34 protein-coding genes and 1 tRNA gene are annotated in these 26,281 nt (G+C 56.9%); 19 read left to right on the top strand and 16 right to left on the bottom strand.

Annotation, left to right across the window (positions count from 1 at the left end; genetic code table 11):
* A partial coding sequence (locus ACP7AP_RS21490; RefSeq protein WP_426037532.1) for a transposase occupies window positions 1-181 on the bottom strand: 181 nt, incomplete at its 3' end.
* A 290-nt stretch (window positions 182-471) separates the two neighbouring features.
* On the opposite strand from ACP7AP_RS21490, the gene ACP7AP_RS21485 reads away from it, so the two are divergent.
* From ACP7AP_RS21485 to ACP7AP_RS21475, 3 genes are all read left to right on the top strand, one after another.
* Window positions 472-864: a terminase small subunit gene (locus tag ACP7AP_RS21485; RefSeq protein ID WP_426037530.1), complete on the top strand. Its 393-nt coding sequence runs from the start codon at window positions 472-474 to the stop codon at window positions 862-864.
* Window positions 848-1,408 carry an HGGxSTG domain-containing protein gene (locus ACP7AP_RS21480; protein WP_426037528.1) on the top strand — a complete coding sequence of 187 codons (561 nt, stop codon included), beginning with the start codon at window positions 848-850 and terminating at the stop codon, window positions 1,406-1,408. Before ACP7AP_RS21485 ends, ACP7AP_RS21480 begins: the two co-directional genes overlap by 17 nt.
* 384 nt (window positions 1,409-1,792) lie before the next feature.
* Window positions 1,793-2,560: a choice-of-anchor K domain-containing protein gene (locus ACP7AP_RS21475; RefSeq protein ID WP_426037526.1), complete on the top strand. Its 768-nt coding sequence runs from the start codon at window positions 1,793-1,795 to the stop codon at window positions 2,558-2,560.
* 263 nt (window positions 2,561-2,823) lie between these two features.
* Here the strand turns inward: ACP7AP_RS21475 and ACP7AP_RS21470 are convergent, their stop codons facing one another.
* Together ACP7AP_RS21470 and ACP7AP_RS21465 are read right to left on the bottom strand one after the other, a co-directional pair.
* Window positions 2,824-3,171, bottom strand: coding sequence for a hypothetical protein (locus tag ACP7AP_RS21470; RefSeq protein WP_426037524.1), 348 nt, complete (start codon window positions 3,169-3,171; stop codon window positions 2,824-2,826).
* Window positions 3,168-3,374, bottom strand: coding sequence for a helix-turn-helix domain-containing protein (locus ACP7AP_RS21465; protein ID WP_426037538.1), 207 nt, complete (start codon window positions 3,372-3,374; stop codon window positions 3,168-3,170). Before ACP7AP_RS21465 ends, ACP7AP_RS21470 begins: the two co-directional genes overlap by 4 nt.
* 124 nt (window positions 3,375-3,498) lie before the next feature.
* Between ACP7AP_RS21465 and ACP7AP_RS21460 the strand changes: the two genes are divergently transcribed.
* The 8 genes from ACP7AP_RS21460 (at window position 3,499) to ACP7AP_RS21425 (ending at window position 12,132) form a co-directional block, all read left to right on the top strand.
* The gene (locus tag ACP7AP_RS21460) at window positions 3,499-3,783 is read left to right on the top strand and encodes a hypothetical protein (protein WP_426037522.1); all 285 of its coding nucleotides are present in this window, start codon (window positions 3,499-3,501) and stop codon (window positions 3,781-3,783) included.
* Between the two features lie 30 nt (window positions 3,784-3,813).
* Window positions 3,814-4,074: a hypothetical protein gene (locus tag ACP7AP_RS21455; RefSeq protein WP_426037520.1), complete on the top strand. Its 261-nt coding sequence runs from the start codon at window positions 3,814-3,816 to the stop codon at window positions 4,072-4,074.
* Entirely contained in the window at window positions 4,071-4,277 is a 207-nt protein-coding gene (locus ACP7AP_RS21450; protein WP_426037518.1) for a hypothetical protein, read from the top strand. The genes ACP7AP_RS21455 and ACP7AP_RS21450 overlap by 4 nt, the downstream gene beginning before the upstream one ends.
* 1,604 nt (window positions 4,278-5,881) lie before the next feature.
* On the top strand, window positions 5,882-6,322 hold the full coding sequence (locus tag ACP7AP_RS21445) for a hypothetical protein (RefSeq protein ID WP_426037516.1): 441 nt from the start codon (window positions 5,882-5,884) through the stop codon (window positions 6,320-6,322).
* Window positions 6,222-7,769, top strand: a complete 1,548-nt coding sequence (locus ACP7AP_RS21440; RefSeq protein ID WP_426037514.1) for a Y-family DNA polymerase — start codon at window positions 6,222-6,224, stop codon at window positions 7,767-7,769. Before ACP7AP_RS21445 ends, ACP7AP_RS21440 begins: the two co-directional genes overlap by 101 nt.
* On the top strand, window positions 7,769-11,053 hold the full coding sequence (locus ACP7AP_RS21435) for an error-prone DNA polymerase (RefSeq protein WP_426037512.1): 3,285 nt from the start codon (window positions 7,769-7,771) through the stop codon (window positions 11,051-11,053). Before ACP7AP_RS21440 ends, ACP7AP_RS21435 begins: the two co-directional genes overlap by 1 nt.
* Before the next feature lie 92 nt (window positions 11,054-11,145).
* Window positions 11,146-11,745: a 2'-5' RNA ligase family protein gene (locus tag ACP7AP_RS21430; protein ID WP_426037510.1), complete on the top strand. Its 600-nt coding sequence runs from the start codon at window positions 11,146-11,148 to the stop codon at window positions 11,743-11,745.
* 63 nt (window positions 11,746-11,808) lie between these two features.
* On the top strand, window positions 11,809-12,132 hold the full coding sequence (locus ACP7AP_RS21425; RefSeq protein WP_426037508.1) for a hypothetical protein: 324 nt from the start codon (window positions 11,809-11,811) through the stop codon (window positions 12,130-12,132).
* Window positions 12,133-13,091: 959 nt separating this feature from the next.
* Here the strand turns inward: ACP7AP_RS21425 and ACP7AP_RS21420 are convergent.
* Both ACP7AP_RS21420 and ACP7AP_RS21415 read right to left on the bottom strand, forming a co-directional pair.
* Window positions 13,092-13,343: a hypothetical protein gene (locus tag ACP7AP_RS21420; RefSeq protein WP_426037506.1), complete on the bottom strand. Its 252-nt coding sequence runs from the start codon at window positions 13,341-13,343 to the stop codon at window positions 13,092-13,094.
* Complete coding sequence (locus ACP7AP_RS21415; RefSeq protein WP_426037504.1) at window positions 13,327-13,494, bottom strand: hypothetical protein; 168 nt, start codon at window positions 13,492-13,494, stop codon at window positions 13,327-13,329. Before ACP7AP_RS21415 ends, ACP7AP_RS21420 begins: the two co-directional genes overlap by 17 nt.
* 250 nt (window positions 13,495-13,744) lie before the next feature.
* On the opposite strand from ACP7AP_RS21415, the gene ACP7AP_RS21410 reads away from it, so the two are divergent.
* Together ACP7AP_RS21410 and ACP7AP_RS21405 are read left to right on the top strand one after the other, a co-directional pair.
* Complete coding sequence (locus tag ACP7AP_RS21410; protein WP_426037502.1) at window positions 13,745-14,146, top strand: hypothetical protein; 402 nt, start codon at window positions 13,745-13,747, stop codon at window positions 14,144-14,146.
* An 89-nt stretch (window positions 14,147-14,235) separates the two neighbouring features.
* Entirely contained in the window at window positions 14,236-14,376 is a 141-nt protein-coding gene (locus tag ACP7AP_RS21405; RefSeq protein WP_426037500.1) for a hypothetical protein, read from the top strand.
* A 181-nt stretch (window positions 14,377-14,557) separates the two neighbouring features.
* Here ACP7AP_RS21405 and ACP7AP_RS21400 read toward each other — a convergent pair whose 3' ends face one another.
* Entirely contained in the window at window positions 14,558-15,460 is a 903-nt protein-coding gene (locus ACP7AP_RS21400) for an IS1595 family transposase (protein ID WP_426037498.1), read from the bottom strand.
* Window positions 15,461-15,842: 382 nt separating this feature from the next.
* Here ACP7AP_RS21400 and ACP7AP_RS21395 point away from each other — a divergent pair, with 382 nt between their 5' ends.
* On the top strand, window positions 15,843-16,433 hold the full coding sequence (locus ACP7AP_RS21395; protein ID WP_426037497.1) for a hypothetical protein: 591 nt from the start codon (window positions 15,843-15,845) through the stop codon (window positions 16,431-16,433).
* 19 nt (window positions 16,434-16,452) lie between these two features.
* On the opposite strand, the gene ACP7AP_RS21390 is transcribed toward ACP7AP_RS21395, so the two are convergent.
* Both ACP7AP_RS21390 and ACP7AP_RS21385 read right to left on the bottom strand, forming a co-directional pair.
* A complete protein-coding gene (locus ACP7AP_RS21390) occupies window positions 16,453-16,626 on the bottom strand; it encodes a hypothetical protein (protein WP_426037495.1) in 174 nt (57 codons plus the stop codon).
* A 173-nt stretch (window positions 16,627-16,799) separates the two neighbouring features.
* Window positions 16,800-16,889 (bottom strand) — tRNA-Ser (locus ACP7AP_RS21385).
* A 266-nt stretch (window positions 16,890-17,155) separates the two neighbouring features.
* Between ACP7AP_RS21385 and ACP7AP_RS21380 the strand changes: the two genes are divergently transcribed.
* The 5 genes from ACP7AP_RS21380 to ACP7AP_RS21360 are packed head-to-tail and all read left to right on the top strand — an operon-like array spanning window position 17,156 to window position 21,921.
* Complete coding sequence (locus ACP7AP_RS21380) at window positions 17,156-18,502, top strand: phospholipase D-like domain-containing protein (protein ID WP_426037493.1); 1,347 nt, start codon at window positions 17,156-17,158, stop codon at window positions 18,500-18,502.
* On the top strand, window positions 18,499-19,206 hold the full coding sequence (locus ACP7AP_RS21375) for an endonuclease/exonuclease/phosphatase family protein (protein ID WP_426037491.1): 708 nt from the start codon (window positions 18,499-18,501) through the stop codon (window positions 19,204-19,206). The genes ACP7AP_RS21380 and ACP7AP_RS21375 overlap by 4 nt, the downstream gene beginning before the upstream one ends.
* A complete protein-coding gene (locus ACP7AP_RS21370) occupies window positions 19,206-20,336 on the top strand; it encodes a patatin-like phospholipase family protein (RefSeq protein WP_426037489.1) in 1,131 nt (376 codons plus the stop codon). Before ACP7AP_RS21375 ends, ACP7AP_RS21370 begins: the two co-directional genes overlap by 1 nt.
* Before the next feature lie 18 nt (window positions 20,337-20,354).
* Window positions 20,355-21,101, top strand: coding sequence for an acetoacetate decarboxylase (locus ACP7AP_RS21365; RefSeq protein ID WP_426037487.1), 747 nt, complete (start codon window positions 20,355-20,357; stop codon window positions 21,099-21,101).
* A gap of 25 nt (window positions 21,102-21,126) precedes the next feature.
* Complete coding sequence (locus tag ACP7AP_RS21360) at window positions 21,127-21,921, top strand: 3-hydroxybutyrate dehydrogenase (RefSeq protein ID WP_426037485.1); 795 nt, start codon at window positions 21,127-21,129, stop codon at window positions 21,919-21,921.
* A gap of 23 nt (window positions 21,922-21,944) precedes the next feature.
* Here the strand turns inward: ACP7AP_RS21360 and ACP7AP_RS21355 are convergent, their stop codons facing one another.
* From ACP7AP_RS21355 to ACP7AP_RS21320, 8 genes are all read right to left on the bottom strand, one after another.
* The gene (locus ACP7AP_RS21355) at window positions 21,945-22,556 is read right to left on the bottom strand and encodes a DedA family protein (protein WP_426037483.1); all 612 of its coding nucleotides are present in this window, start codon (window positions 22,554-22,556) and stop codon (window positions 21,945-21,947) included.
* A 30-nt stretch (window positions 22,557-22,586) separates the two neighbouring features.
* A complete protein-coding gene (locus tag ACP7AP_RS21350; protein ID WP_426037536.1) occupies window positions 22,587-23,624 on the bottom strand; it encodes an RDD family protein in 1,038 nt (345 codons plus the stop codon).
* Window positions 23,625-23,744: 120 nt separating this feature from the next.
* Window positions 23,745-23,894 carry a hypothetical protein gene (locus ACP7AP_RS21345; RefSeq protein ID WP_426037481.1) on the bottom strand — a complete coding sequence of 50 codons (150 nt, stop codon included), beginning with the start codon at window positions 23,892-23,894 and terminating at the stop codon, window positions 23,745-23,747.
* Window positions 23,867-24,034 carry a hypothetical protein gene (locus ACP7AP_RS21340; protein WP_426037479.1) on the bottom strand — a complete coding sequence of 56 codons (168 nt, stop codon included), beginning with the start codon at window positions 24,032-24,034 and terminating at the stop codon, window positions 23,867-23,869. Before ACP7AP_RS21340 ends, ACP7AP_RS21345 begins: the two co-directional genes overlap by 28 nt.
* Complete coding sequence (locus ACP7AP_RS21335; protein ID WP_426037477.1) at window positions 24,016-24,309, bottom strand: hypothetical protein; 294 nt, start codon at window positions 24,307-24,309, stop codon at window positions 24,016-24,018. The genes ACP7AP_RS21340 and ACP7AP_RS21335 overlap by 19 nt, the downstream gene beginning before the upstream one ends.
* Before the next feature lie 32 nt (window positions 24,310-24,341).
* Window positions 24,342-24,830 (bottom strand): hypothetical protein, encoded by a 489-nt coding sequence (locus ACP7AP_RS21330; protein ID WP_426037475.1) that lies wholly within the window; start codon window positions 24,828-24,830, stop codon window positions 24,342-24,344.
* Between the two features lie 117 nt (window positions 24,831-24,947).
* On the bottom strand, window positions 24,948-25,388 hold the full coding sequence (locus ACP7AP_RS21325; RefSeq protein ID WP_426037473.1) for a hypothetical protein: 441 nt from the start codon (window positions 25,386-25,388) through the stop codon (window positions 24,948-24,950).
* Window positions 25,389-25,716: 328 nt separating this feature from the next.
* On the bottom strand, window positions 25,717-26,016 hold the full coding sequence (locus ACP7AP_RS21320; protein ID WP_426037534.1) for a DUF805 domain-containing protein: 300 nt from the start codon (window positions 26,014-26,016) through the stop codon (window positions 25,717-25,719).
* Window positions 26,017-26,281: the final 265 nt, after the last annotated feature.

Below are 26,281 nucleotides of genomic sequence, written 5' to 3'. Positions count from 1 at the left end.
ATTCCCAGGTTGCGCGATTTCGCTTTAGAGGCCAGCCCTTGCAGGTGCCACAGGAGGGGCAGACGAAGCCATCGGGCCAACGATGCTCCGCCAGATAATGCGAGCACGCTTCCTCGTCGGAAAACCGAGCGTCGAACGCTTGGCGGGACATAGGTTTGTCATTTTTCCATCTGGCTGGCATGGGTAGAACAATACCAGAACATTTCAAGTTGGCAAGCCGCGTCGCACTACATCATGTGCCGCCGGATCAAAGGGGATAAGCCTTCACCTAACAAATGATTCTCAATAACACCTTCTACGGCGTTTAGGCGTTAGTCTAGTCATTTTGCCCTCTGACCTGCTCAAGTTAGAAACCTGAATTTTAGGAGAGGTATAGCGGGGTAGCTGCGGGAAAAGGCAAATTGCCTTTGCCGGGGCTATCCTAAGGCAAAAAATGTTATAACATAACATACTCCAAAAGCAGGAAATTCAATGTCCACCGCTCTAACCGCAAAGCAGGAAGCCTTTTGCCTCGCCTATGTCGAGAAGGGGAACGCCTCCGAGGCTTACCGGCTCGCCTATGATGTTGGCGAAAACACAAAGCCCGAAACCGTTTGGCGCAAGGCCAGCGCATTGGCAACTGACGGCAAGGTTTCGGCTAGGGTGGAAGAACTCAAAGGCCAAGCCGCCACCCGCCTTATGGTGACAATCGAAAGCCTGACGACCGAACTAGACGAAGCCCGCAAGGTTGCGAAAGAAACCTTGAACCCCGCCGCAATGACAGGCGCGACAATGGGCAAGGCAAAGCTGCACGGCTTGCTGGTGGACAAGCAGGAAGTCCGGTCTTTCACTGTAATCATTTCCGGCGATGATGCCGACCTTTGAGCGCGGCAAGGGCGCGCAAGCTATGACCGGGGCAGAATTGCGGGCGGCACGCAAGGCGGCAAAGTTAAGCCAAGCCGATCTGGCTAAGCGTGTGGGAGTGTCCCGCGATACCGTCCAGTATTGGGAAGCCAAGGCAGCTATCGGCTGGCATGGTGCATGGCGCTTGACGGCTGAGGCTTTGGGTTTGCAGGATTCCCGGTCCAGTATTGCGCGCACGGGGGGACGGGGTGTTAGCTGGCAAGAGCAAGCCGACGCCGAAGCTGAAGTGCTATTTGCCGCACATCTCGCCCGCAACAGGGAACGGCAAGCCCAAGCCGTCACTCACCGCCGCGTCATATGCGGGGCCAAGACCCGCAAGGGAGGGCAGTGTCGCAACAAGTCCGAGCCGGGCAAGCGCCGCTGCAAGTTTCATGGCGGCCACTCCACCGGGGCCAAGACGCCAGAGGGGCTAGCACGAATTGCCGAGGCCCAGAGACAGCGCTGGGCGTGTGTGGGTGGTTGCAAGCTAGAAGATGCAAGGCTTGACAGTACCGACCCGCAATAAAGCTTAAGCGGGCTGATTAATCCTCACATGCCGCCCAGACACCGGGGCTTGGGCGGCTCCACCGAAAAGCTCAAATGCTCACCCACTTGATTCGCTTACCCTGCTGAATCGAACAGACTATTAGATCAAAAATTGCAGGTAACTATCGACGATTAGATCACGACCAGAAACGACATCAACTTATAGTTGTGAAATGCATCAACTTATTGTTATAGTTGCTATATTTTCGCCATTTTCTTGCAGCACGGAGGCTCTTGCTTAGTTACACTCAGCAGTGACATCAGGCTCAGCGACAGCAGGCTCAGCGATTGCCAAGCCCATCTTGGCAAAGTTTCCTGCATTCGGATCGCATGTGTTTGGTAGGTGAATGGTATGAGGAAAAAAATGAAGAAACATTTAGCAGCTGCGGCTATCGTTAGCATGTTGGCATGCACGGCCGATGCAGCCGTGGTCAACATTACCGGAATCACTTCGCAGTGGACTTCAACTACGCCGCTGGTAGCTGATGGGGTCGGAACAAATAGTATCCGATGGGGAGACCCTGCAACGTCGGCAGGCAAAAGTGGTTACGATTTTGCGGCCGCTACCGTTCCCATTAACAATGTGGAAGCTGGCTCCACGTTCAACCTCGGTAACTTTGTACATCACAACAACCCAATTACCAATAAATCCATTGCCCAAGCGACGCTAGAGGTCGCGGTCAGGATTATGATTGGCGCGACGGAACAGGTGGTGAGTACAGTTTACACATTCAACCATTGGGAAACTAGCAACTTTCCGGGCAAAGGCTCCGTATGCGCGAATGGCGGTGCACAGGGTGCTGGAGTTAATACCGTCGGTTGCGCTGACCGCGTCACAGCGGTCGTAAATTTGGCTTCGACGAGCAGTTTTCTGATCGGCGATGATGAGTATGTCTTTACGCTTGACGGATTCAAGGTTGGCTCGGATATTTTTAGCGAGTTCTGGACGAAAGAAGGAACCGACAATGCGGCGTTTCTTAAGGGAAGTTACGTTCTGAAGTCTTGTGTTACAGCGAATGTCGGCTGCACTGGGGGCGGTGTTGCAGCTGTGCCACTGCCTGCGGCAGGCTGGATGTTACTTGCCGGGCTTTGCGGCCTTGGTTTAATAACACGTAAACGCCGTTCTGCTTAAGAGCCAAACTTGGATTGCGCGTTGCGCATAAATTCGAGAATATTTGTCACCCAGTCCAGACGACGGGGCGGCACGGGACAGGAAACGGGACCGATTTTTCGTTTTCCTTCCTTGTGCAAGATTAGTGCGTAGTTCGTGGTCAAGTTTAATGGCCGAGGCGCAGAGGAAGCGCTGGGCGTGCGTTAGGTATTGGCGCTGTCAGGCGGCGGGGAATAGCTGGACGCGCTGAAATGCCCCTCTGGCGAGTCATGCGGATGGCAAGGTTAGGGCAAGGTGGGCTTTCCCACCGTTGCTCTGATGGTAATCATATATGCATAAAGCCTGAGTGCAGAATCCGAAATTCTATCTCTGTCAGAGGCTTTTGGCGATGAAAACAGGCGATAGTCATTCGCGCCAATTCTTTGACAAGCATAGATCAGCCTTTGCAGCTCTGTGAAATCAGCGCGTATGTCTGCAGGAAAATCCTCCGGCGACAATGCGTAGACCTGCCAATACAGCGTTGATACATTTGCTTTCCATCCATTCTTGCAGCGCGTTAATACCCGAATGATTTCATAAATGCGATTGTGCAGGCTGGAATCTTGAGCAAATTTCTGCCTTTCGCCATTCATCTTATCGCCACACCCGGCCCCGCTGCAACCTGCCCAGCTTCCAGGAACTGAGCGCCTTGGGCCTCTAGGGCTTTGCGGATGGCTTCGGCGGTGGAAAGCTGCAAGCCGCCCTTTTCAGTTTCAAAGCGCGTCACAGTGGCAGGTGTGACTTTTGCCAATTCTGCCAATTCTCGCACCCCTAGCCGCAAGGCACTCCGGGCCATTCTGACTTGTGCGGGCGTCACAGTTATATCCTTGTATTAAAAAATTATGCCCCCGTATTAACATAGGTGGCAACCTGCACTAAATATTTAACACAGGGACATAAAACTGCAAGGGGAAGCCGCCATGTTCAACAAATCGGAAATCATGCGCCGCGCTTGGGCCATCGTGAAAAAGGGCAGCGAATGGCAGAAGTATCGCCTTCGCCGCCTGCGCTATGCCCTGCAAGACGCATGGGGCGAGGTCAAGCGCGCTGCCAAAGCTGCAACCCAAACCACTGCCGACCGCATCCGCGCCGATCTGTGGGCCTTCGAGTGCAAAGATACCATGCGCGGCTCTGACTGGACGCGCCTTGATACCATGCGCGCCGCGCTGTCCGAAGCCGGGGCCCGCGAAAGCTTCGCCGCCTAAACCCAAACCTCAACCCGAAAGGATAATGCCATGAGTCTGCCAGCTTATGAAAAACCGCGCGTCTTTGAAATCCGCAGCCAAATTGCTGCCTTGGAAAATGAACGTGACGCCGAAAGCCTGATCGACACGCTGGCCTATCTTGCCACGCACGTCGCAATCGTTGCCGACGCATCCGCGCGGGCAAGCGGCAGTCAACTGAAAGACAGCCTCGCCGCCGTTGCCGCCGATCTGGCACACCGCCTTGCCGACCGGATCGACGCTATGCCGCGCCCGGAAGGCGGTGTTGCGTGAACACCTTCGAGCGCAACGCCATCGCCGCCCGTGTAAGTGAGGTTTCCGACCTTCTGGGCCTCGCCATTGATTTGCTGGCAGAGGTGCCTATCGTGGATAGTAACGGCCATCGAAATCGCCAAATCGATCAACTTGACGCGCTGCTCAGCGTGACACTCGCCCAAGTCTCTGGCCTGCCAGATCGGATTGAGGCCCTGCAATAACCCTCGCCCTTCGCGCCGCTGTAGCGCTTCGCCTCAATCTGAATTGGTTGTCCCCCGCCGATCTGGCGATGAAGCTTTGTGCTTTTGACGGTGGCGAGGTGGTGCATATCTGCGACCACTCGCAACCGCTCTGTGCCGAGATTGAAGCGCTGGTGGGGATGCCGCAGCAACAGCGCGGCCTTTGATGGGGGGCAACTTCCCGTCTATAAAAGGTGTCCCCGCGCGCCGTTCCGCATTTCAAAGTTACGTCAAGGTTAGGTCAAGGTTCCGGCCCTAGAACGCGGGGCAATGACCTCAAGGTTTCCCCAAGGTTTCTCGCGTTTCTTATGGAGTGTTAGCCCCGCCCAGCGCGGGGCTTTCGCATTGCCAAGTATGCAAAAAGCGCGCCGAATTGGGGGATAACCCGGCGCGCTCCTTGTAACCAACTACTAACTGAAACCACATATCGTGCAGACAAACTAGAAACTTGCCGGGCCGATATTGGTTCCCGCCTGATTGAGATATTGCCAAACGGGCGCATCGCCGTGCTACCCTATGGCCTAAGCCCAGCGCGGGCCTTTCGTATAAGGGAGGGCGTCAAACGTCTGCCGCGTCCGTACCGGGGGACCGAAGGCGGGGCTTCATTCGCGCTGAGAGTAAGCACTAAAGGGGGGTAGGGGTGAATTTTGTCACTCCCTAAAGGGAAGCGATGCGACCTTGCCGCGAAATACGCGCCCGCGCGCGAAGCCTTGTTCCTGCATTCGGAAATGGAAGTAACCTTTCCTGATCGGGAAAGCCCATGAAAACCTGAAATGCGGTATTCTCGCGCAACGACGCACGCGCAGGGAGTGGGGTGTTAGCCCAATCGCGGCGCACTGCGCGCGCGGGCGGGGATGAGGTGAAAGCGCCATGCTGGAAATCTGGGATGACGGCGTAAACTAGGCCGATCTAGGGGCCGCGCCCGACGCGCGGGCATCTGACGGCGGGCCGAGGGTTCCTCCTCAATAGGCATTGGATCGGGGGTGAGGTTTCCCGAACCTGTTACCCAAAACGCACGGCGAATTTTGCAAGGCGGGGGATGGCGTGGGGGATGGAAAAATCAACTTCGCAGAAAATAAAGTATTTTTAATAAGTTGTATGGTTTATCTGGCGGAGAGACAGGGATTCGAACCTTGAGAATGATTTCTTTGACTGCCTGGACGAAAAACTGAAAAATTTACCGCATAAGATTCATAAGATACTGAATTGATGAAGTTTTATCCTATCTTGCGCTCGAACATTGCAGTCATTTGCCTGAGCGGAGGATGGCCTGTCTTGTTTGGCTTGTAGGAAAAGACTATTAGAACAAATAGTGAACATTTAATGTGATTCCCTGTGCCATGTTGTGGATACCCGCCATTAAAATGATACGATCGCTACCATCAGGTCTTTGTGTTGGACGGTTAGAGGTAACTCTGACTGAGGTTTTTCCTGCGATCGGCGCAGACGCTGCAGCAGCAGGATTTGTTATAGCCCAACTCGGCTATTGCAGCGGGGCGGTACTTTGGATTCAGGATCGTCTGGCGCAGCGCGAAACTGGGCGGCCTTTTCTGACAGATCTGACTGGCTTGGGGCCGCTGATACTGATGCAGCTTTCGCGGCCTGCCGACGTGATGATTGCGGCTGAGGAGGGCTTGCGCTGCAGAGAACTTGCGGCAGTGATTGTCGAAGTGCGGGGTGATGCCGCAGCATTGAATTTCACAGCGATGAGGCGGCTTGCGCTGCGCGCCGAGGCAACTGCTGTGCCTTGCTGGTTGATCCGACAGGCAGCTACCGCCAATCTGAGTGCCGCGCGCAATCGCTGGCGGGTTGCCACGCTGCCGTCTGCCCTGAATCCAGATGATCCGCTCGCGCCCGGCGATCCACGCTGGCGGGCCGAGTTGTTCCGTTCACGCGATAGGAAGCCGGGCACATGGGTGATACGTCATGAAAACGGAACGGCGGATCGTCTCAATCTGGTTGCCGAACTTCCCGATCGAACGCTGGCAAAAGGCGCAGGCGCGGTTGGGCAACGATCTGCCAGATGATCTGCCGCAAGTCTTGGCGGTCGAGGGCACGCATGGGCCGGTTGTCCATGCCCTGAACCGCGCGGCAGCTTTGGCTGGAGTGACAGATGGCGCGCGCATGGAAGATATGCGCGCACTTTGTCCTGATTTACAGGTTGATTTCGCTGATCCCGAGGGGGATCGGACGGCGCTGGATCGGCTGACGCTTTGGGCGCGGCGCTGGTGCCCTTGGACTGTTGCTGATGACTGGGCTGCGGCGGGAAGTGACCATGGCCTGATTTTGGACACCACCGGTTCGGATCACATCTGGGCTGGCGAGCCCGCGATGCTCGCAGAAATGGAGGCCAGTTTTTCGCTGCTCGGGTTTTCGGTCCGACTGGCGCTGGGCCCAACTTGGGGCGCGGCTTGGGCGCAGGCGCGGTTTGGCGCGGTGCGGGCGATCTGTGCTGATCCGGCACCGCTGCCCGTGGCGGCACTGCGACTGGACGGCGAAACCGTGCTGCTCCTGAACCGGCTTGGCTTGCGCACAATCGGCCATCTGGCCAACCTGCCGCGTCTGTCACTGGCGCGCCGGTTCTCGCGTGCTGCTCCGGCGCAGAGCCCTTTGATCCGGCTGGACCAGATGACCGGGCATCTGCCCGAGCCGGTTTCGCCGCCCGAAGATCCGACAGTTTTTCGCGCCGATGCTCGGCTGGCAGAGCCGATATTTGATCCGACGCATCATCTGCCCGCACTGTGCTTGGCGCTTTGCACGCAATTCGCCAACGCGCATAAGGCGGCACGGCGGCTGCGGCTGACCGTTTATCGCACCGATGGCACAATCAGCCGGATTGAGGCCGCCTGTGCCTCGGCCAGCCGCGATGCTGGCCATCTGGTTTTTTTGTTCCGGGATCGCCTTGAGAAGATCAACCCCGGTTACGGGTTTGATATGATCTCGTTGGAGGCAACAGTGACTGAAAGCCTCGGCACCCAGCAGGTCGATCTGGCAGGCAGCACTGATACCGGGTTGGAATTGGCACATTTGGTCGACCGACTGACGGCACGGTTTGGCCGCGATGCGGTGACGCAACTTCAGCCAGTTGCAAGCCACATTCCCGAACGTGCTGAAATCCGGGCTGCTCCGCTGGATCATCAGCAGCGAGACAACACCACAGTCAGTGCATTGCCCCGGGCCGAACGCCCACAACGCCTGCTAGAGCATCCCGAAGAAATAAACGTGCTCTATGCCGTGCCAGAGGGGCCGCCTGCGCAGTTTCAATGGCGGCGGCGCAGTTATCGTGTGGCGCGTTATCAGGGGCCAGAGCGCATTGCGCCGGAATGGTGGCAAGACCGCCCCGGCACCCGATTGCGCGATTATTTCAAAGTTGAAGATGAGGCTGGTCACCGCCTCTGGATTTACCGCGAAGGGCTGCATGATGATGGCCGTGGTGGCAATCCGCGCTGGTTTTTGCACGGGATATTTGCCTGATGCCCGACAGTGATGATCGTAGCAGCCGCAAGACTCTGACCGGGGATTTTCAGCCTAATCCGCGTGCAGACTATGTGGAACTGGGCGTTACGACCGCATATTCCTTTCTGCGCGGTGCCTCGGAGGCATCCGAGTTGGTGGGGACTGCCCATCTTTTGGGTTACGATGCACTGGGCGTTGCCGACCTGAACACTTTGGCCGGGGTGGTTCGTATCCACGCCGAAGCCAAGACGGCCAACCTGCGCCCGATCATTGGCTGTCGCTTGCAACTGATCACCGGCGAAGTGTTTCTGGCCTATCCGCGCGACCGTGCCGCCTATGGTCGGCTTTGCACGCTGCTGACCAAGGGCAAACGCCACGACATCGACAATCGCTGGCAGGCCAAGGGGTCATGTGACATCACGCTTGCCGATCTGGCGCTCTATTCTGAGGGTGTGCAATTGATAGCACTGCCTGATCCGGCACTGGCGCGTCGCCTGCCCGAGTTGGTGCGCCTTTTGCCAACCCTGCGTCATATCGCGGCAAGCTATCTGTATCGGGGGGATGATCGCGCCCGGATCAATCGGTTGGATCGACTGGCAAAGGCCCACGGCCTGTCGATCCTCGCCACCAATGACGTGCATTACCACACGCCCGACCGCCGCCCGTTGCAAGATGTGATGACCTGCATCCGTGAGAAAGCCACCATTCACAAGGCAGGTTTCTTGCTGGATGCCAATGCCGAGCGGCACCTCAAATCGCCCGCCGAAATGGCGCGGCTGTTCGCCGAATGGCCACACGCAGCCCGTGCCACGCGCGAGGTGGCAGATGCTTGCACATTTGACCTGCGGCAGCTGAAGTATAACTATCCACAAGAGGATCTTCCTCCCGGCGCAAAGCCGCAAAGCCAATTGGAAAAACTAACTTGGCAAGGCGCGGCCGAACGCTATCCCCACGGTATACCCGATAAGGTCCGGGCGATATTGATGAAAGAACTGGATATTATTCATCGCAAGGATATCCCGCAGTATTTTCTGACCATCCACGAAATTGTGCTTTGGTCGCGCGCGCAGGGCATCCTGTGCCAAGGCCGTGGCTCGGCTGCCAATTCGGCAGTGTGCTACGTTTTGGGCATCACCTCGGTTGATCCGGCAGAACAGGAATTGCTGTTCGAGCGCTTCATCAGCATAGACCGCGACGAACCACCCGATATCGATGTCGATTTTGAGCATGAACGGCGCGAGGAGGTGATCCAGCATATCTACGATAAATATGGCCGCCACCGCGCGGGCCTCTGTGCCACTGTCATTCATTATCGCCCGCGTTCGGCCATCCGTGATGTCGGCAAGGCAATGGGGCTGTCCGAAGATGTCACGGCGGCGCTGGCGAAAACCGTCTGGGGCAGTTGGGGCACCAGTATGGGCGAGGCCAATTCCAGTGAAGCCGGGATAAATATCACCGATCCGCTAATGTCGCGCACACTGCGCCTTGCCGAGCAAATGATCGGCATGCCCCGCCATCTGTCTCAGCATGTCGGCGGTTTTATCCTGACGGAAGACGTACTGCATCAGACAGTGCCAATCGGCAATGCGGCCATGCCAGATCGCAGTTTTATCGAATGGGACAAGGATGATATTGATGAACTTCAAATCCTGAAGATCGACGTTCTGGCGCTTGGTATGCTGACCTGCATCCGCAAATGTTTTGATATGCTGAAAGCGCAATACGGGGTGATGTATGATCTTGCCTCTATCCCCCCGCGCGATAAAGACACTTATGACATGCTGTGTCGCGGTGACAGCATTGGCGTGTTTCAGGTGGAAAGTCGGGCACAGATGAACATGCTGCCCCGTTTGCAGCCGCGCGAGTTTTACGATTTGGTGATCGAGGTTGCCATCGTCCGCCCCGGCCCTATTCAAGGCGACATGGTGCATCCCTACTTGCGCAGGCGCAGTGGAGTAGAAGCGGTGGTCTATCCCACACCGGGGCCAGAGCATCCGCAGGATGAGTTGAAGAACATCCTTGGTCGCACGCTTGGCGTGCCGATCTTTCAAGAACAGGCGATGAAGATCGCAATGGATGCTGCGCAATTCAACTCGGCAGAGGCCAATGAATTACGCCGCGCTATGGCGACCTTCCGATCACGCGGCACTATTGGGGAGTTGCAGGACAAGATGGTCGGCAAAATGGTAGCGCGCGGCTATGATCCAGATTTCTCTCAGCGCTGTTTCAATCAAATCAAAGGCTTCGGCGACTACGGCTTTCCTGAAAGCCATGCTGTCAGCTTTGCGCTGTTGGTCTATGTCTCATCTTTTCTGAAATGCCATTACCCCGCAGCCTTTGCATGTGCGCTGCTGAACTCTCAGCCAATGGGGTTCTATGCACCGGCCCAGATCGTACGCGATGCCCGCGAACACGGGGTAGAGTTGCGAGCGGCGGATGTGAACTTCAGCGAATGGGACAATACGCTAGAGCCATCGGGCAACGGCTTTGCCCTACGCTTGGGCCTGCGGCAAGTCGATGGAATGGGGCGCGATGCCGCCGAGAGGCTGGTGCAGGAACGCGATGAACCCTATGTCAGTCTTGCCGATACCGCTACACGCGCAAGACTGAATGGCCGCACCATCCGCAGCCTTGCGGCAGCCGATGCCTTCCGCTCGATGAGCCTCGACCGTCGTGGCGCTTTGTGGGAGGCGCGCGCTTTGCGCGATGCACCCGATCTGCCGCTGTTTCAAACCAGCCCTGATGAGGGTGCCGAGCCTGTGATCACCCTGCCGCAAATGCCGCTTTGCGAGCATGTCGTGGCCGATTACCAGACCCTGCGGCTGTCGCTGAAAGCGCATCCGATAGCTTTTATGCGCGCTAGCATGACGCGGCAGGGTTTTGTCTGTGCGGCCGATTTGCCCCGCCAGTCCAATGGCCGCCGCGTGCAACTGGCGGGTCTGGTGCTGGTGCGCCAACGCCCCGGCAGCGCCAAGGGGGTTTGCTTCATCACGGTAGAGGATGAAACCGGGGTGGCCAATCTTGTGCTCTGGCCCAAGGTTATGACCGCTTTCCGTAAGGTAGTGATGACTGCTCGGCTGATGCATGTAACGGGCCGATTGCAACGCGACCCATCCTCTGGCGTGACGCATATCGTCGTCGAAAGTCTGCAAGATCGCAGCGATGTTCTGCTGCGCCTGTCGGATCGCAGTCTTGCCCCACCCCTTGCCCGCGGTGACGAAGTGAAAAATCCGATCCCAGCCCCGACGCACCGTCACCCGCGAAATGCGCGCATCATCCCCGGTTCAAGGGATTTTCACTGAACGCAACGTTGTTGTGGAACCAGCTTCCACAGAACGCAAAGTTGCCCAATATCATTTCAGCCTTCACCATAACTCAATAGAAAGGCACATAAATGTCAGATCACACCACGACCAGACAACGCGAGCAAGCTGCCCGTAAAGCGCACATATTGTTCTTCGCAGCAATTCCGCCTGCCGAAATCCATGCCCAGATGGCCAGCGCATGGCAATCCTTTGGCACAGGCGCGCCCTTTCGCCACGACACGCTCCACCTTTCCCTCTACGGAATTGCCGAGATGGATGTTGTAGACCCGATGCTTGTTCAGCGCGCCAGCCAGGCCGCCACCAGAGTGCGGGCAGCGCCATTCACACTGAGTTTCGACAGGCTGACTACATTCAAAGGCGACCCGCAAAGATCACCGCTTGTGGTCGCAACGGATAGTGAAAACAATAAATCCAAAGAGGTAGCAGCCGAATTGCATACCGCACTCCGCGCTCTGGGCATTACTGCCTCTCAATCCCAGAAGGTAAATCCGCATGTGACCCTTGCTTATGGCCCCGGCTTCTCTGGCGAAAGGCTCATCACGAAAACAATCGCTTGGACTATCAGCGAAATTACATTGATCGACAGCATTCAAGGGCAAGGCCGCCATGTCTCACTTGGGAAGTGGCAGCTGCCAAAAGACCGTCAACAATCCAGTTTTGATTTCTGATTGGCTACCGGATCAAATAGCCACCACCGTTCAAAATAACTTGGATGCTTTTCCATCAAATGTATGTCCCCGAAAATCAACGCACGGCCAAGACACGTACCTAAAACGGGCTCGCTACAGATCTGGTGCAAAGCGACGGGCTGTCGAAACGAAGATTACTCTCGACCTGCCGCCGCCACATCCAGCCCGGATGCGGCACTGATCCGAAATGTTCTTGCCGTTCATCATTGGTATGACGCCATCCGTAAAGGTGCTACCATCGGTGACGTTGCAAAACGGGAAAAGGTCACCACAAGCCGCATCCAGCATATGATCGGCCTTGCCTTTCTCGCTCCTGAAATTGTCGGGCAAATCGCCGCTGGAACCCAACCAATCGGCTTCACCTGACTGGTTCAAGCGGCATCAATTGCCGCAGGATTGGTACAAGCAGCGTGAAATCCTCGCCGCACTCTAAACAGTGAGGCGAGGAGGCTTCAGGTTTGTGGACGATGCCACACCGATGGCATCACGGGTTGTTCGGCCGTGATCAAGCGAACCACCGCATAACGTTGGATTTCGCGCGTGCGCGCCTGCATACTTCCGAAATATGCGCCGCCCACTTTTTTACGTCAGCTTCCTTTCGATAGAAAGTCAATGCTGGGGGCATGCGCGCCCCGGGGAAACCGTACCGCCACATGGGCGGGGCAGAGACAGATGCTTTAAACGCGCGGATTCAGAAGATGAGATTCTGGTCTCTCCACCTGCCACAATGCCGTAAGGTCTCGAAAGGTCTAGTGAAAAGACGACAGGCAATATCAATTTAAATCAATGACTTATATGTGGCGGAGGAGCCAGTCTTGAGCAATCCAGTCTCGCACGAATTCCCTGTTATTTGCCAAAAACAGTGAATTTCTCAAAATTATCGCAAAATGTTGGGACGAAACTCAAAATTATGCAGCCTTTTCCGTCGGGTTACGGGTGATTTTCCCTGCCGAGCGGAACAGGGAATTTATACTCCATCTAAGGCCGGTCCCTGGGAGTTGTACGATACTTATCAGGCCGACATTACGGCACTCACCGTGAGCCCGCGAAACAAATCATTTCACAGAACCGAATTTGCCTGCTAAGGATCGGCTACTTGAGATGGTACGACCCGATGTAGCATGGGCTATATCTAGTCGCTGTCGCTGGATCGGATGTTGCGGCATGGGCCGGGCACTGCTCCACCAAGTCCTCGCTAGGCATGGGCTGCGGCGGGTTTCCCTTTAAATTTGGCGATATTATACTTTGCGTACCCATTGCAGAATCAGGTAGGGTGTGCCAGCCTGACCACATGATATTGTGTGGGGGTGGCGATGGCGGAAGATTTATTCGTGTACTTTGACGGGGTCTCTGCCTTTGGTCACCTTTACGGGGCCATCCAGATTGAGTTGGTTGCCAACGCCCTGGACACCGCAGAAGATGGGACTGTTGAGGTTCGCCGCGTAACCACTGCTCACATTAGGTGCAGTCCTGCTGCCGCCGCTGATCTTGCTCAGGCGATTGGCAAGGCCCTTGAAATGCAACAAAGCCCGAACCATCAGGACCCCACTTCTGGCACTCTTAACTAGATTTGCCATCGTCGGCTTCCTTTTTCTCTGGCCTCTTTTTCAGGTCCAGCTTTCCCATGATTCGGTCCAAGGCGTCGTCAGATTTATCGGCATCAACGGCGCGCGCTGTTTCTTCAAAAGCATTTCTTTGTGATTGATTGTTGTCGGCTTTGTTAAGCATATGATAACGCTCCATTTAAAGTGAGTTCAAAACTTTAACGCACAGTGTTTAGCTGCAAGGTTGACTCATAGCCCCCGAATACCACAAGATGTTGTCACGCGGAACCTTTGCCGCGCATGATCTAGAAACGGCCCCGTGGCGAAATGGTAGACGCAGCGGTCTTTAAAACCGAAACCTTCCTAGGGTATGCGGGTTCGATCCCCGCCGGGGCCACCACTTCGGAGTAAAGGATATGGCAAGAGGACCAACTATGCAAAGCCTTCAAGGCAGGCTTGAAGATATTCAGCGTGAACTGGACCGAGTGAGTAGAGAGCACGACAAAATAAAGGCGCAGGAAGCTCTGATACTAGATATGATCAGGGAAGCCAGGGGTGAACCCAAAGTAACACTTCGCGCTCCGAGATCGAATGTTAAGCAAACCATCTTGGCAATGTTGGAAGATGCTGGCGTTGTTGGCATCAATGCAACAGGTGCTGTGGAGCGAGCCGCCAAGAACGGTGTTTCCCTTGAGCGTGGTACAGTCTCCAGCCTCTTGAGCAGGCTCAAGAATGACGGTGTCGTCACCTATGACGGCGCAGCCTATAGGCTTTCAAGCATTAAGGATTCACCTGCAACGGTTCATCCTATCCGAGCTACGAGTGTTTTCTCATGAGGAGTGATGCTCAGTAGGTCCGCCCCCTCAGATGAATGCCGTTGGAAGCTGTCTGAGGGAGCGGTTGATAACCATGAATAGGATACATCATGGCACACGCAAGCGACGACAAGGTCGTCATCTACCGCCCTTACATCACGACCAAAGACGGTCGCAAAATTTGGGCTAAGTGGTTTGGGAAAAAGGCATTCAGGATCGAACTGCCGCCAGATTCCCAGACCGTCATCTGACCTTGCGGTCACAATATCGGGGGCGGGCAACCGCCCCCTTTCTTTTGGACGAGGTAGACGCGACGGTTTCCCATCACCTTCCTAGGGGTTTTGCCACCACTTCCGAATCAACTAATGATTCATTTTCCCACTGCGTACCATTGCGAAATGACTCAATTGCTGTCGTTGCGGTTGCGTTTAGTTATTGCGCGTATGTAAGTCGCTTCCCAACAACAGATTGAATCGCGAATTCAACGCGTGCGTCGTCGTTGAAGCCGTTCGCTATGCGGTTGTTGTATCGGAACTCAAATTCTGCCGCGTAGCGATGCAGGTGACGCTTACCGCAGTGCTGGTAAACGCCCTTCATGCCGCGCTTGAAAATGCTGAAATAGCCTTCGACAGTGTTTGTGTGAACGTCGCCGCGAACATACTCACCAGCTTTATGGGTGGTGAAGTCATGGTGCGCAAACACGCGACCGATGCGCGTATACTGCTTTGCTTCGTCAGTGTAGATCGTGGCTTCTTTCGCAATGTTCTCACTGATGATCGGCAAAAGGGTTGCTACTTTCAGATCGTCGACAACGATTGCCTTTGCGCGGCCCGTGGCGCGGTCCACAAGTGTCAGCATTTTCATCTTGTGGTGATAGGCGGCTTTCTTGACCATGCCGGGTTCGCGACCGATGAAGGTTTCGTCAACCTCGACAACGCCGCCGCCAGCACCAAAGCCAGCAAGGCTATCGTCGCGCATTGCCTCGCGGATGCGGTGAGACATGAACCAAGCAGTTTTCAGCGTCACGCCAAGGGTGCGGTGAAGCTGGTTGCTGCTGATACCCTTCTTGCTGGCACACATCAGGTAGATCGCTTGAAGCCACAGGTTCATTGCGACGTGGCTGCTTTCAAAGATGGTGTTGATTTTGACGGTGAAGGGCTTGCGGCAAGAGTAGCACTTATAGGTGCCGATGCGGGTAGACTTGCCGCCCATCTTGCTTGTGCGCTCTGTTTCGCCGCAGTGAGGGCATACGCGACCGTTAGCCCATACCCGCGCCTCAACGTAAGCGTACGCTGCTTCTTCATTGTGAAATTCGGGGCGGGACAGAACAGACATGACGTAACCTCTTTGCTATGCCTTATATCTAAGGCTTTCGCGTGGGTACGTCAAGTATAATATCGCCAAAATTTATGATGGCCAGCATCCGGGGATCATCGCACCCGATCTCTGGCAGCAGGTTCAGGCGCATCTTACGACCGATGCTACGCGGGACAGGGGCAAGAAAACCGTTGGTTCCATCTCTCCCCTCATCGGCAAGCTGTTCGACGAGACGGGGGATCGCCTGACACCGAGCCATTCGCAAAAGAACGGCAGGCGGCTGCGATACTACGTTTCACGCCGTCTTGTGATGGGCGTTCGAACAGATCATCCCGATGCATGGCGCCTCCCGGGCCACCACATCGAAGCCGCCATAGGCTGCATTCTGCGGGATCATTTGATGAAACCTGCGGCCGTGACGACCTTGGTGGAACACCTCAACGCGTCGGAAATTCCCGGCCTGCAGGCCCGCATTCAGAAGATCGCCAACGACTGTAGCCCCAACAGCGACGTCACCCTCTGGGCCAGTGTCTTGCGACGAGCAGATCTCCGTCAGGGCAGCATCGCAATCCGCATGGATCGCAAAACTCTGGCTGATCGTCTTGGTATCGCGCCGGACCGCATCAGTTCGCAAGGTCGGCGCATCGTAGCACCCTTTCGCACGCAGCGCCGGGGTGTCGAAACGAAGATTATTCTCGGCCTCGCCGCCGCCACACCCAGTCCCGATGCCGTGTTGATCCGTAATGTTCTTGCCGCCCATCGTTGGTATGACGCCATCCGTAAAGGTGCTACCGTCGGTGACGTGGCAAAACGGGAAAAGGTTACGACAAGCCGCATTCAGCATATGATCGGCCTTGCCTTTCTCGCTCCAGAAATTGTCGGGCAGATCACCGCCGGAACCCAACCAATCGGCTTCACCTCAGATTGGTTCAAGCGGCGTCAATTGCCGCAGGACTGGCAGAAGCAACGTGAAATCCTCGCCGCGCTGTAAACAGTGAGGTGAACGGACTTCAGGTTTCTGGGGGATGCCACACCGATGTCATCATGGGTGGTTCGGTCGTGATCACGCGAACCACCGCATAACGTTGGATTTCGCGGGTGCGCGCCTGCGTACTTCCGAAATATGCGCCGCCCGCTTTTTTTACGTCAGCTTCCGTTCGATAGAAAGTCAACGTGGGGGCCATACGCACCCCCGGCAAACCGTACCGCCACATGGGCGGGGCAGAGACGGATGCTCCAAACGGGCGGATTCAGAAGGGGAGATTCTTGTCTCTCCACCTGCCACAATTTCCTATGGGCCTGAAAGGTCGGGTAAAAAAGTTTCATATAATACCAAGTAAAATCAATGACTTATATGTGGCGGAAGCGGTGGGATTCGAACCCACGGTAGGCTTCCACCTACGCTAGTTTTCAAGACTAGAGCCTTAAACCACTCGGCCACACTTCCGTGCTTGGTCTGCAGTCAGCCAGCGTATCCGCCAGCCCTGCATCCCGAACAAGCGGCTGATAGCATTGTCTGCTGGGAATTCAAGCGACAAGACGCGGCACGGTACCGCTTCACGCGCAAACCACGTTTTCGTGCTTATTGAAAACTCGGCCTTGCGCGTAGCCGGCAGAGGGTCATGTTGCGGCAGACAAGGCTGCGCCGAGTCCTGCATGCGGTATCGGCAACCACAGTCGCTCAATTTTACGGGTGTAAACGGAGGCAATGCGGTGATCTGGCTGGCTTCCCATTTCCTGATCGTGCTGGGTGTCGTTATGATCAGCCTTGCGATGCTGTTCGTCGTGCAGCAACGCCGTTCGCCACAATCAGCTGCAGCTTGGCTCTTGTTCATTCTGCTGCTGCCCTATGTGGCGATCCCGGTGTTTCTGGCGCTGGGGTTTCGCAAGCAAAGCGCGCGGTTTCCGCCGATCAGGTTTGCCCCGATGTGTCAGGTCACGCCCAGACCGCAACCCGTCGCAAAGGTGTTGCAAGCTTTCGGAATTCCTGCCGCCTCGGATGGGAACGCTCTGGTTCTGCATTTTACACCGGAAGTCGCCGGTACGGCGCTGTTTCGCACCATTGCGCAGGCAAAGACCCGGCTCGACATCACCTTTTACCTGCTGGATGACGATACCTCGGGCCGCGATTTCATCACGGCGCTGATCGAACGGGCTGAAGCAGGTGTTGCGGTTCGATTGATCCTTGATCGGCTAGGCGCGCTGCACCGCCCGAAAGCGGCGCTGGAGCGGTTATGCGCAGCAGGGGGCGAGGTGCGGTATTTCTCGCCGTTTCTGCATCGGGTCGGCAATGGCCATCTCAACCTGCGCAATCACCGCAAGATGGTGATTGCGGATCTCGCCGATGTTTGGGCGGGCGGGCGCAACATTGGCGACGCTTATCTTGTGGAGGGGCAGGATTGGATCGACCTCAGCTTCAGTCTGCAAGGTCCGGCAGTACAGACCTATATCGACGTGTTTTCGGCTGATTGGGATGTGATTGGTGCAGCGCACGGGGCTCTGATCGCACAAAACATCCCCACAGGAACTGTCACCGCGCAACTGGTGCCGTCTGGACCCGACACCCCCGACGATGCGCTGCATGACGCGCTGGTTTGCGCCATCCACCGCGCCGAACGCTCGATTTGGTTGACCACGCCCTATTTCCTGCCAACCGAGGCCCTGCTGCAAGCGTTGGGTACTGCGGCGCGGCGCGGGGTGGATGTGCGGATCATACTGCCGCAGACATCGAACCAATGGGTGGCCGACCTCGCGCGCGGGGCCTATCTGCGAGATTTGCACGCGGCGGGCTGCGTGATCCTGCGATTGCGGCAGGGCATGCTGCACGCCAAGGCCGGGATAATCGACGATCTGGCTTGGGTCGGCTCGGCGAACTTCGATGTCAGGTCCATGTTGTTGAACTTTGAATCGGCGCTGATGCTTTACGATGCCGCCACCGTCACCGCCCTGCGCGACTGGTTCAGGGCACTGGAGCCACGCTGCTCCCAAGGCGTTGTCAAACCAAGCCTGCCTCGCCGATTTATCGAGGGAATTTTCCGGCTGGGGGCCCCGATATTGTGACTAAAGTTTTCTTACGTGTCGCCACCTACAATATCCGTAAAGCGCTGGGTAACGACCGCCGTCGCGATCCTGAGCGCACTATGCGGGTGATCGAGGCATTGGATGCCGATATTGTGGTGCTGCAAGAGGCTGATATGCGGCTGGGCCTGCGCCCACCTTCCCTGCCCCCCGCGTTGTTCGACGGTCGCGGCTTTCGCCCGGTGGTGTTCGCGCATGGCCGCGACAGTCTGGGCTGGCACGGCAATGCCATTCTGATCCGCAACAGCATTGAAGTGCTGTCCACCGCCCACATCGACCTGCCGGGGCTAGAGCCGCGCGGGGCCGTGATGGTGGATCTGCACTTTGAAGGTCGGGACATCGGTGTGATCGGCACGCATTTGGGCCTGATCCGTGCGTCGCGTCGCCGCCAACTGGCAGCGTTGCGCGCCTTCGCTGGTCATTCGCAGATCAGCGCCCGGCTTGTCGCGGGGGATTTCAATGAATGGTCCGGCCTGTCGCATCTGGCTGGCCTCGGCCCTGACTTCCGGGTGTTACCAAGCCCGCCTACCTTTCACGCGCGCAAGCCTGTCGCCGCTCTGGACCGCATTGCGCTGACTGATGATTTCACCCTGCACGACATCAGGGCCGTTCTGACGCCCGAGGCAAGACGCGCCTCGGACCATTTGCCGCTTGTCGCTGATCTGACCCTGAAAGGAGCCTCGTGATGGCCCGCACTCCCGCTAAATCAAACGCCAGTTCCGAAGAATATGTCACGCTTGTGCTGCAAGGTGGCGGCGCACTTGGTGCCTATCAAGCCGGAGCCTATGAAGGACTGGCCCACCAAGCCCGCCACGTCTCTTGGGTGGCGGGCATCTCCATCGGCTCGATCAATGCTGCCATCATCGCGGGCAACCCGCCAGATCAGCGCGTCGAAAAGCTGCGGGAGTTTTGGGAGCAAGCCAGTTCTAAATCCCTGCCTGCCACCCTACTTGACGGCATCTGGGCGCGGGCTTTGTTGAACCAGTTCAGTGCCTCGGCCACCACGCTGGCAGGTGTTCCCGGCTTTTTCGATCTGCGCTTCCCCCCCGCCGCCCTGATGCCAGAGGGCACCACAGGTGCCAGCAGTTTCTATGACACCACCCCGCTGCGCGCCACGCTGGAACGTTTGGTCGATTTTGACCGCCTCAACAGCGGCGAGGTCCGCCTCAGCCTTGGTGCGGTCAATGTGGAAACCGGCAATATGACGTGGTTTGACACCGCCAAGCAACGCATTGGCCCCGAGCATATCATGGCCTCGGGCGCTTTGCCGCCGGGGTTTCCGGCGGTTGAGATTGATGGAGCCTATTACTGGGACGGCGGTTTGGTTTCCAACACGCCGCTGCAATATGTGATGGACGAGCAGAAATCGCAGGCCGATCTCTGCGTGTTTCAAGTTGATCTGTTCAACGCACGCGGCACGCTGCCCACTTCGGTCTGGCATAGTGAAGTGCGCGAGAAGGAAATCCGCTTCTCCAGCCGCACCCGGTTCAACACCGATATGATGCGGCGCCTGCACGATACCAGCGCCGCCGCCCGGCGCTTGTATGACAAACTACCACCCGAGATGAAGTCTGATACCGACGCGCAGGCTTTGCTGAAAGGCAGTACCGATCCGCATATCACCATCGCACATCTGATCTACCGGCCGACGCAATATGAAGGCGGTTCAAAGGATTACGAATTCTCCCGCACCTCGATGCTGGATCACTGGCACGCGGGAAAGGCCGATGCAGAGCATACCGTCAACCATCCCGATTGGAAGAACCGCCACCGCGCGACCGAGTGCGTGCAGGTGTTTGACCTTTCAAATCGCTAACCCAAAAGGATGCGCCCCATGAAAATCACCGATGTAACCCGCAACGCCTTCGCGATGCCGCTGACCAGCCCGTCCTACCCCAAAGGCCCCTACCGCTTTGTGAACCGCGAGTTTTTCATCATCACCTACCGCACCGATATGGAAGCCCTGCGCGCAGTGGTGCCAGAACCTTTGCAGGTCATCGACCCGATCGTGAAATACGAATTCATCCGGATGCCCGACAGCACTGGTTTTGGCGATTACACCGAAACCGGGCAAGTCATCCCGGTTGAATTCAATGGCCGCAAAGGCAGCTATGTCCATGCGATGTTTCTCAACGACGACAGCCCCATCGCGGGCGGCCGTGAGATTTGGGGCTTTCCGAAGAAACTCGCCGAACCCCGGATGCGGGTTGAGAAAGACACCCTCGTGGGCACGCTTGATGTCGGCTCGGTGCAGGTCGCCTGCGCCACAATGGGTTACAAACACCGCGCGATTGATACCGCGAAGGTGCTGGAAAGCCTGAAGGCCCCCACCTTCCTGCTGAAAATCATCCCGCATGTCGATTGCACCCCGCGCATCTGCGAACTGGTCGAATATTCACTGGAAGACATCGCCGTCAAAGGCGCATGGGAAGGCCCCGCCGGGCTGGAACTGCATGATCACGCGATGGCCCCGCTGACTCAACTGCCGGTGCGTGAAGTGCTGTCTGCCACCCATATCCTCACCGACCTTACCCTTGGTCTGGGCCGCGTGGTGCATGATTACCTCGCCCCAAACCGCTAACTCCCTTCACCACAGGAGCTTGAACATGTCCTTCCCCATGAGCCTTAACGACAAAGTCTGCGTCATCACCGGATCGGCCAGTGGCATCGGCAAAGCCATCGCCGAACGCTACATCGCCGATGGTGCGAAAGTTGTCATCGCCGATCTGCGCTTGGATGCCGCCCAAGCCACCGCGGCTGAACTCACCACCAAAGGCCCCGGTACAGCCATTGGCGTTGAGATGAACGTGACCGACGAGGCCGCTGTCAACGCAGGCATCCAGCAAGTGATTGACCAATGGGGCCAGATTGACGTGCTGGTGTCGAACGCGGGCATCCAGATCGTGCATAAGTTGGAAGACTTCCCGTTCGACGACTGGAAGAAGCTGCTGTCGATCCATCTCGACGGCGCGTTCCTGACCTCAAAGGCCTGCCTGCCGCATATGTATAAGGCCGGGTCGGGTTCAATCATCTTCATGGGCTCGGTGCATTCCAAAGAAGCCTCACCGCTGAAATCGGCCTATGTCACTGCCAAGCATGGCTTGCTGGGCCTCGCCCGCGTCATCGCCAAAGAAGGCGCGGAACACGGCGTGCGCTCGAACGTGATCTGCCCCGGCTTTGTGAAAACCCCGCTGGTGGAAAAGCAAATCCCCGAGCAGGCCAAGACCTTGGGCATTTCCGAGGAAGATGTGGTGAATAAAATCATGCTCGGCGGCACCGTTGACAAAGAATTCACCACGGTCGAAGACGTGGCCGAGATCGCCCACCTGTTCGCCGCCTTCCCGACCAATGCGCTGACTGGCCAGTCGATGATCGTCAGCCACGGCTGGTTTATGGAATAACCCAATGCCAAGGGCTCAAGCCGTTACGGCTTGGGCCTACTACGCAAGCGGACATAACCCACCAACACGCCCAGAAAAGCCAAGGTTACCAGCACTGAAGCGACCAACCCGATATGTCGCCCAATAAACGGCAGTATCGTCGCCGAATGGCCAAAGTGATAGGCCAGCATGGTCCAAAACCCGACCCAAAGCGCCGCGCCCACCACATTGGCGGCTAGAAAACTCAGCCGATGCATCCCTGCTGTCCCCGCCACCAGCCCGTTCATCTGGCGCAGTAACACCACAAACCGTGCCGCAATCACCATCAGCGGGCCATAGCGCGCGAACACCGCCTCCACTTTGGCATAGCGGCTTTCGGTCACACCAAAGCGCGCACCGTAGCTGGTCACCACCACCCGGCCATATCTGCGGCCAATGAAATAGGCGATATTGTCGCCCAAAACCGCGCCACACCATGCCGCAATCGCCACCGCCCAAATGCTGATCTTGCCTGCCCCGGCCAAGGTTGCGGCCAAGATCAGCGCAGTTTCTCCCGGCAATGGCAGCCCCAAAGTCTCTAGCGCAAGCGACACAAACAACGCGCCCGCACCGTAATGATGGATCAGCGCCAAGACATGTACTTCGATCCAACTCATCGCCGCTCTCACTTCAAAGTTGATCGCAAACTACTTCGGCCTTGGCGCATTGCTGTGGTACTTATCCTGCCGCCGCTCGGCAAAAAGCAATCGGCTTTCCAACCTTTCTCTCTGCTCACGGTAAAACGCCATCAGAAAAGGCCGCGGGTCGGCACCAATGGCGTGCTCGGAATAGCCGATTCGGCGCGCAATCGCCTTGGCGACTTTCTCAAGCTCTGCGGCATGAAGCTGGCTTTTCGACGGGTCGCGCAAAATTGCCTCTAGGGTCTGCAACTCGTAACTGCCGTAGATGTCCAGTTGCGCCTGATCAAGGGTAAATCCGCCCTGCGCTTCGCTCAAAGCAAGGTCATCCAGCAGAATGGCTTTTGGCTTTACGATCACCAAGGTGCCCGCCACCACATCGCCCAACCGCTGCTTGCGTTTGTTGCAGATCGGATAGATCACGACGAACAGGGTCCCGGCCAACAGGATCGCAGCGGCAATCCACGACTGCGCGGTCGAAGTGTAGTTCCATTGCAAAACCAAGCCCAAGGACGCAACAATCTCGAAACATTTCAACATGTTGCGCGCGACACCCTGATGTACCCCCAAAGCGCGGCTATCGGTCGAGATCACCTTGATCCCGATGATGCGCTTGCCCTTCTGGCCTTCCAGCAGGGGAAACATCTGCGCTTGGATCTGTGCAGACATCACTGCGGTCACATCGGGCACCACGGTGATCTCCTGCGACAGCGGCATACGGGATACCACCTCAAGCAAGCCCCCGCGCGACGGCCATTTCAGGTGCAAGGCACGGACCTTGTGCAGCCAACGCTTCAGCAACGGCAGATGGTCCTTGATGGCGTAAGACGGCCCGTCGCAGGCAATATCAACCATAACGCCATCGCCCAGCGCCGCATCCAGATCGAAGCGCAGAGACAGTTTGGCAAGCAAGGCCGCACCCGTCTTGCGCTTCGGCGACACTGTGTAAGGTGCATCCACCCCCACCATGCCGGTTTTCGGCAAACTCACCTCGACAGTGATCGCGCGCGGCGCAATCGACGCCAGCGCATCCATCATCACGAGCACGAGCAAAGCCGACCACATCACCAGCACGGGGACGGCAGGGTCTCATACTGCAAGCGCCAGCAGCACTGTCAGCTTGGCACAGAGCAAGACCAAAGTGATAAGGCGCGGCGCGGGTCTCATTCAGCGCGGCGGATCGACGCGGTTCAGGATATTCGCCAGAACGGCTTCGGCGGGCCGGCCCTCAATCTCGCCAACAAGGCTCAACACAAGCCGATGGCACAGCACCGGCACCATAAGCGCCTTCACATCATCTGGCAGGCCATAATCCATGCCCCCTCGACCGCCGCACGGGCGCGCACAGCCCCGGCCAAAGCATCCGCAGCACGCGTTGAGGCCCCATGGCTGATATCGCCGTCATTGCGGGTCGCCCGCACCAGATCGACGATATAGGTCAGGATGTTTGGGTCCAACCGGATGCCATCCCCCAAGTTTTGCCCGCCGCCAGTTCCGCCGCTGATAGCACCTTTTCGATGCCTTTGCCGCGCGCCTCAAACTCCAACGGCTGGGCGGCATGGCGCGTCAAAATCGTGATTTCCGCAGTGCCCGGCGGGCCTTCAACCAGACAGTGACCGCGCGCAAACACCGAAACCAGCAACAGATCGGTCAAGGCATCCTGCCCCTGCACCGCTTTGCCGATCTCGGTGCGCGCCGATGCGATGAGGGTTTGAAACTCAGCCAAGTCCATGCGTCAGCCTTTCCAGTAATTCTGCGAAGCGATCAAGTATGCGGCGCAACTCTGAAGGCTGCAGCGTGCCTGCCGAAGATTGCAAAACATCGACGCAGGCGCGCAATTCCGCTGCGTCTTCGGGATTTTGCCGGGTGAATTTGGCATTGAGCTGGTCGAGTGCGGCTTGACCCCCAGCCCGAAGCCTGCCCCGTTGCCGCACCCGCGCCAAAAGTCTGCTGCGCCAGACTCTGCAGCCGCGTCAGCGTGAACTCAGCCACCCTCCGCCCGTCATTGCGCGACAGTCGGATCAACCGAGCCTTGGCATCAATCGCCGCCAGTTTCGAGACTTCAAGCCGATCCTCTGCCACCTGTTGCACTGGGCCAAACCGCATCGCACCGCGCCATTTCGGCAGCACAACCAGCGTCTTAAGCCCAGTGACTTTGCTGTAAAGCACATCGCTGTCCAATTCGCGCAACGTGCTTTGACCCGGTTGTTCTTGCCCTGACGTCGCGGGCTGATCTTCGGTGTTCAGGTTCAAATCGTAGATCAGCAAAATGCGCAGAGCGGTCCAGCGCCATCCCGCCCGTTGCAGCTTTCAGCAACGCCAGCCCGCCGACCAAAGAGCACGGCGGCGACGCCAGCAAATGTCAGGCCGCTAGACATTGCCACCTCGCTGACACGGCAATACTCCGCGTGCGCCCTCGATCAAGGTTTGAAGTGTTGCCTCATCAACGCTGCGCCCGCCATAATGGGCAAGCTCGGCGGCGATCAGCAGGCGTTTGAGATAACCCGACCCGGACCAGTGCAGCGGCACGCACCCAAATGCATCCCGCTCGGTGTCCGAACGTTTGAAACCAGTTTTTGTTGCGTCCGCCGTGTGCAACAAACACAGCCTCAGGAACCGCACCACTGCCGCCCGCCTGTCAGCCATCTGGGCAATCGGCGTCAGCGAGCGGTTTTCGAGTAAATCCGCTTCACTTTGCTGCCAGCCTTTAGGTGCCTGCACAACTTTGCTTGCAGTTTCGGCAATGTCAGGTGCCCAAAGTGCTTCGCCAGAGATATATACCCACACCGCCAAAGCTGCGATCAGCGCCACACGACCAAAGCCATCGCGATCGGGCCAAAGGTTCAGCGGATTTCCCAATCACGATTTTTGGTGAGTCTTTTTGTTCAGTACTGCCGTCAAACTTTTGCAAGTAGACAATCTGGACCTGTAACCCAGCGTCAGTCAAAGCATCCGCGCGGCCTTGACCTGCCGCATCCCGAGCTGCGTTGGGTGCGACGACCCTCTGTCCCTCAAAGTCAACTTCTTGCGCGACACCCGGCGGCACGCCTGCACCTGCGATTATTCAAAAGCAAAGTAATGCGACAAGCTGGCGCAAATTCAGGAGAAGATTTCAGCGTTATGTTCAACGCCGAGAGGGTCACGGCCAAAACGATTGGGTCCCGCCGTGCCTTTCAGGGCATAGAGAACCAATGTTGCCAGATTGATCAATTTGCCAACCATGGAATGAAACTTGCGCGATAAATCCAGGACACCACCACCCCGACATATCGCGATCATGCAGACGCCGGACGGTCACAGAGATGGTGGGAATAATCATCGCCAAAATCACGATGATCAAGGGCGCAAACGAGTGCAGGTTGTCTGCCCTGACATTGGAACCGCTACTCAGTACAAAGCCGAACGCACCAAAGGCCAGCAGCATCAGCAGATAAAACAGCGAAAATTACCAATACTTCAAACGCGCAGCGCGGCCTTCATATGTTGCATATTTCGCACTCAGACAGGTTCTTACAGCGTCCACGAAGCCCACTAAAACTCTTCACGCTTAAACTGTGATCGCGATAAGTCAGTGCCCCTTATGTATGTAAGCGTCCGGTGAACCTGCCTACTTTTTTGTCGGCTTCCACTTCTTCGCGAGCTTGAGGACTGCGAGTTTGAGTTCGTCGGTTTCGGGGACATTGGGGTCGAACGGCGCTCCATGC

The sequence above is a fragment of the Cypionkella sp. TWP1-2-1b2 genome (genome assembly GCF_049896245.1).
Taxonomy (GTDB): Bacteria; Pseudomonadota; Alphaproteobacteria; order Rhodobacterales; family Rhodobacteraceae; genus Cypionkella.
This window is presented reverse-complemented; position numbering and strand designations above follow the sequence as displayed.

Bases quoted from the DNA above. Each gene is read 5' to 3' on its own strand.
- ACP7AP_RS21485 (WP_426037530.1), top strand. From the start codon at position 472: ATGTCCACCGCTCTAACCGCAAAGCAGGAAGCCTTTTGCCTCGCCTAT.
- ACP7AP_RS21480 (WP_426037528.1), top strand. From the start codon at position 848: ATGATGCCGACCTTTGAGCGCGGCAAGGGCGCGCAAGCTATGACCGGG.
- ACP7AP_RS21475 (WP_426037526.1), top strand. From the start codon at position 1,793: ATGAAGAAACATTTAGCAGCTGCGGCTATCGTTAGCATGTTGGCATGC.
- ACP7AP_RS21470 (WP_426037524.1), bottom strand. From the start codon at position 3,171: ATGAATGGCGAAAGGCAGAAATTTGCTCAAGATTCCAGCCTGCACAAT.
- ACP7AP_RS21465 (WP_426037538.1), bottom strand. From the start codon at position 3,374: ATGGCCCGGAGTGCCTTGCGGCTAGGGGTGCGAGAATTGGCAGAATTG.
- ACP7AP_RS21460 (WP_426037522.1), top strand. From the start codon at position 3,499: ATGTTCAACAAATCGGAAATCATGCGCCGCGCTTGGGCCATCGTGAAA.
- ACP7AP_RS21455 (WP_426037520.1), top strand. From the start codon at position 3,814: ATGAGTCTGCCAGCTTATGAAAAACCGCGCGTCTTTGAAATCCGCAGC.
- ACP7AP_RS21445 (WP_426037516.1), top strand. From the start codon at position 5,882: ATGCAGCTTTCGCGGCCTGCCGACGTGATGATTGCGGCTGAGGAGGGC.
- ACP7AP_RS21440 (WP_426037514.1), top strand. From the start codon at position 6,222: ATGAAAACGGAACGGCGGATCGTCTCAATCTGGTTGCCGAACTTCCCG.
- ACP7AP_RS21435 (WP_426037512.1), top strand. From the start codon at position 7,769: ATGCCCGACAGTGATGATCGTAGCAGCCGCAAGACTCTGACCGGGGAT.
- ACP7AP_RS21430 (WP_426037510.1), top strand. From the start codon at position 11,146: ATGTCAGATCACACCACGACCAGACAACGCGAGCAAGCTGCCCGTAAA.
- ACP7AP_RS21425 (WP_426037508.1), top strand. From the start codon at position 11,809: ATGTCCCCGAAAATCAACGCACGGCCAAGACACGTACCTAAAACGGGC.
- ACP7AP_RS21420 (WP_426037506.1), bottom strand. From the start codon at position 13,343: ATGGCAAATCTAGTTAAGAGTGCCAGAAGTGGGGTCCTGATGGTTCGG.
- ACP7AP_RS21415 (WP_426037504.1), bottom strand. From the start codon at position 13,494: ATGCTTAACAAAGCCGACAACAATCAATCACAAAGAAATGCTTTTGAA.
- ACP7AP_RS21410 (WP_426037502.1), top strand. From the start codon at position 13,745: ATGCAAAGCCTTCAAGGCAGGCTTGAAGATATTCAGCGTGAACTGGAC.
- ACP7AP_RS21405 (WP_426037500.1), top strand. From the start codon at position 14,236: ATGGCACACGCAAGCGACGACAAGGTCGTCATCTACCGCCCTTACATC.
- ACP7AP_RS21400 (WP_426037498.1), bottom strand. From the start codon at position 15,460: ATGTCTGTTCTGTCCCGCCCCGAATTTCACAATGAAGAAGCAGCGTAC.
- ACP7AP_RS21395 (WP_426037497.1), top strand. From the start codon at position 15,843: ATGAAACCTGCGGCCGTGACGACCTTGGTGGAACACCTCAACGCGTCG.
- ACP7AP_RS21390 (WP_426037495.1), bottom strand. From the start codon at position 16,626: ATGGCCCCCACGTTGACTTTCTATCGAACGGAAGCTGACGTAAAAAAA.
- ACP7AP_RS21370 (WP_426037489.1), top strand. From the start codon at position 19,206: ATGGCCCGCACTCCCGCTAAATCAAACGCCAGTTCCGAAGAATATGTC.
- ACP7AP_RS21365 (WP_426037487.1), top strand. From the start codon at position 20,355: ATGAAAATCACCGATGTAACCCGCAACGCCTTCGCGATGCCGCTGACC.
- ACP7AP_RS21360 (WP_426037485.1), top strand. From the start codon at position 21,127: ATGTCCTTCCCCATGAGCCTTAACGACAAAGTCTGCGTCATCACCGGA.
- ACP7AP_RS21355 (WP_426037483.1), bottom strand. From the start codon at position 22,556: ATGAGTTGGATCGAAGTACATGTCTTGGCGCTGATCCATCATTACGGT.
- ACP7AP_RS21345 (WP_426037481.1), bottom strand. From the start codon at position 23,894: ATGGATTATGGCCTGCCAGATGATGTGAAGGCGCTTATGGTGCCGGTG.
- ACP7AP_RS21335 (WP_426037477.1), bottom strand. From the start codon at position 24,309: ATGGACTTGGCTGAGTTTCAAACCCTCATCGCATCGGCGCGCACCGAG.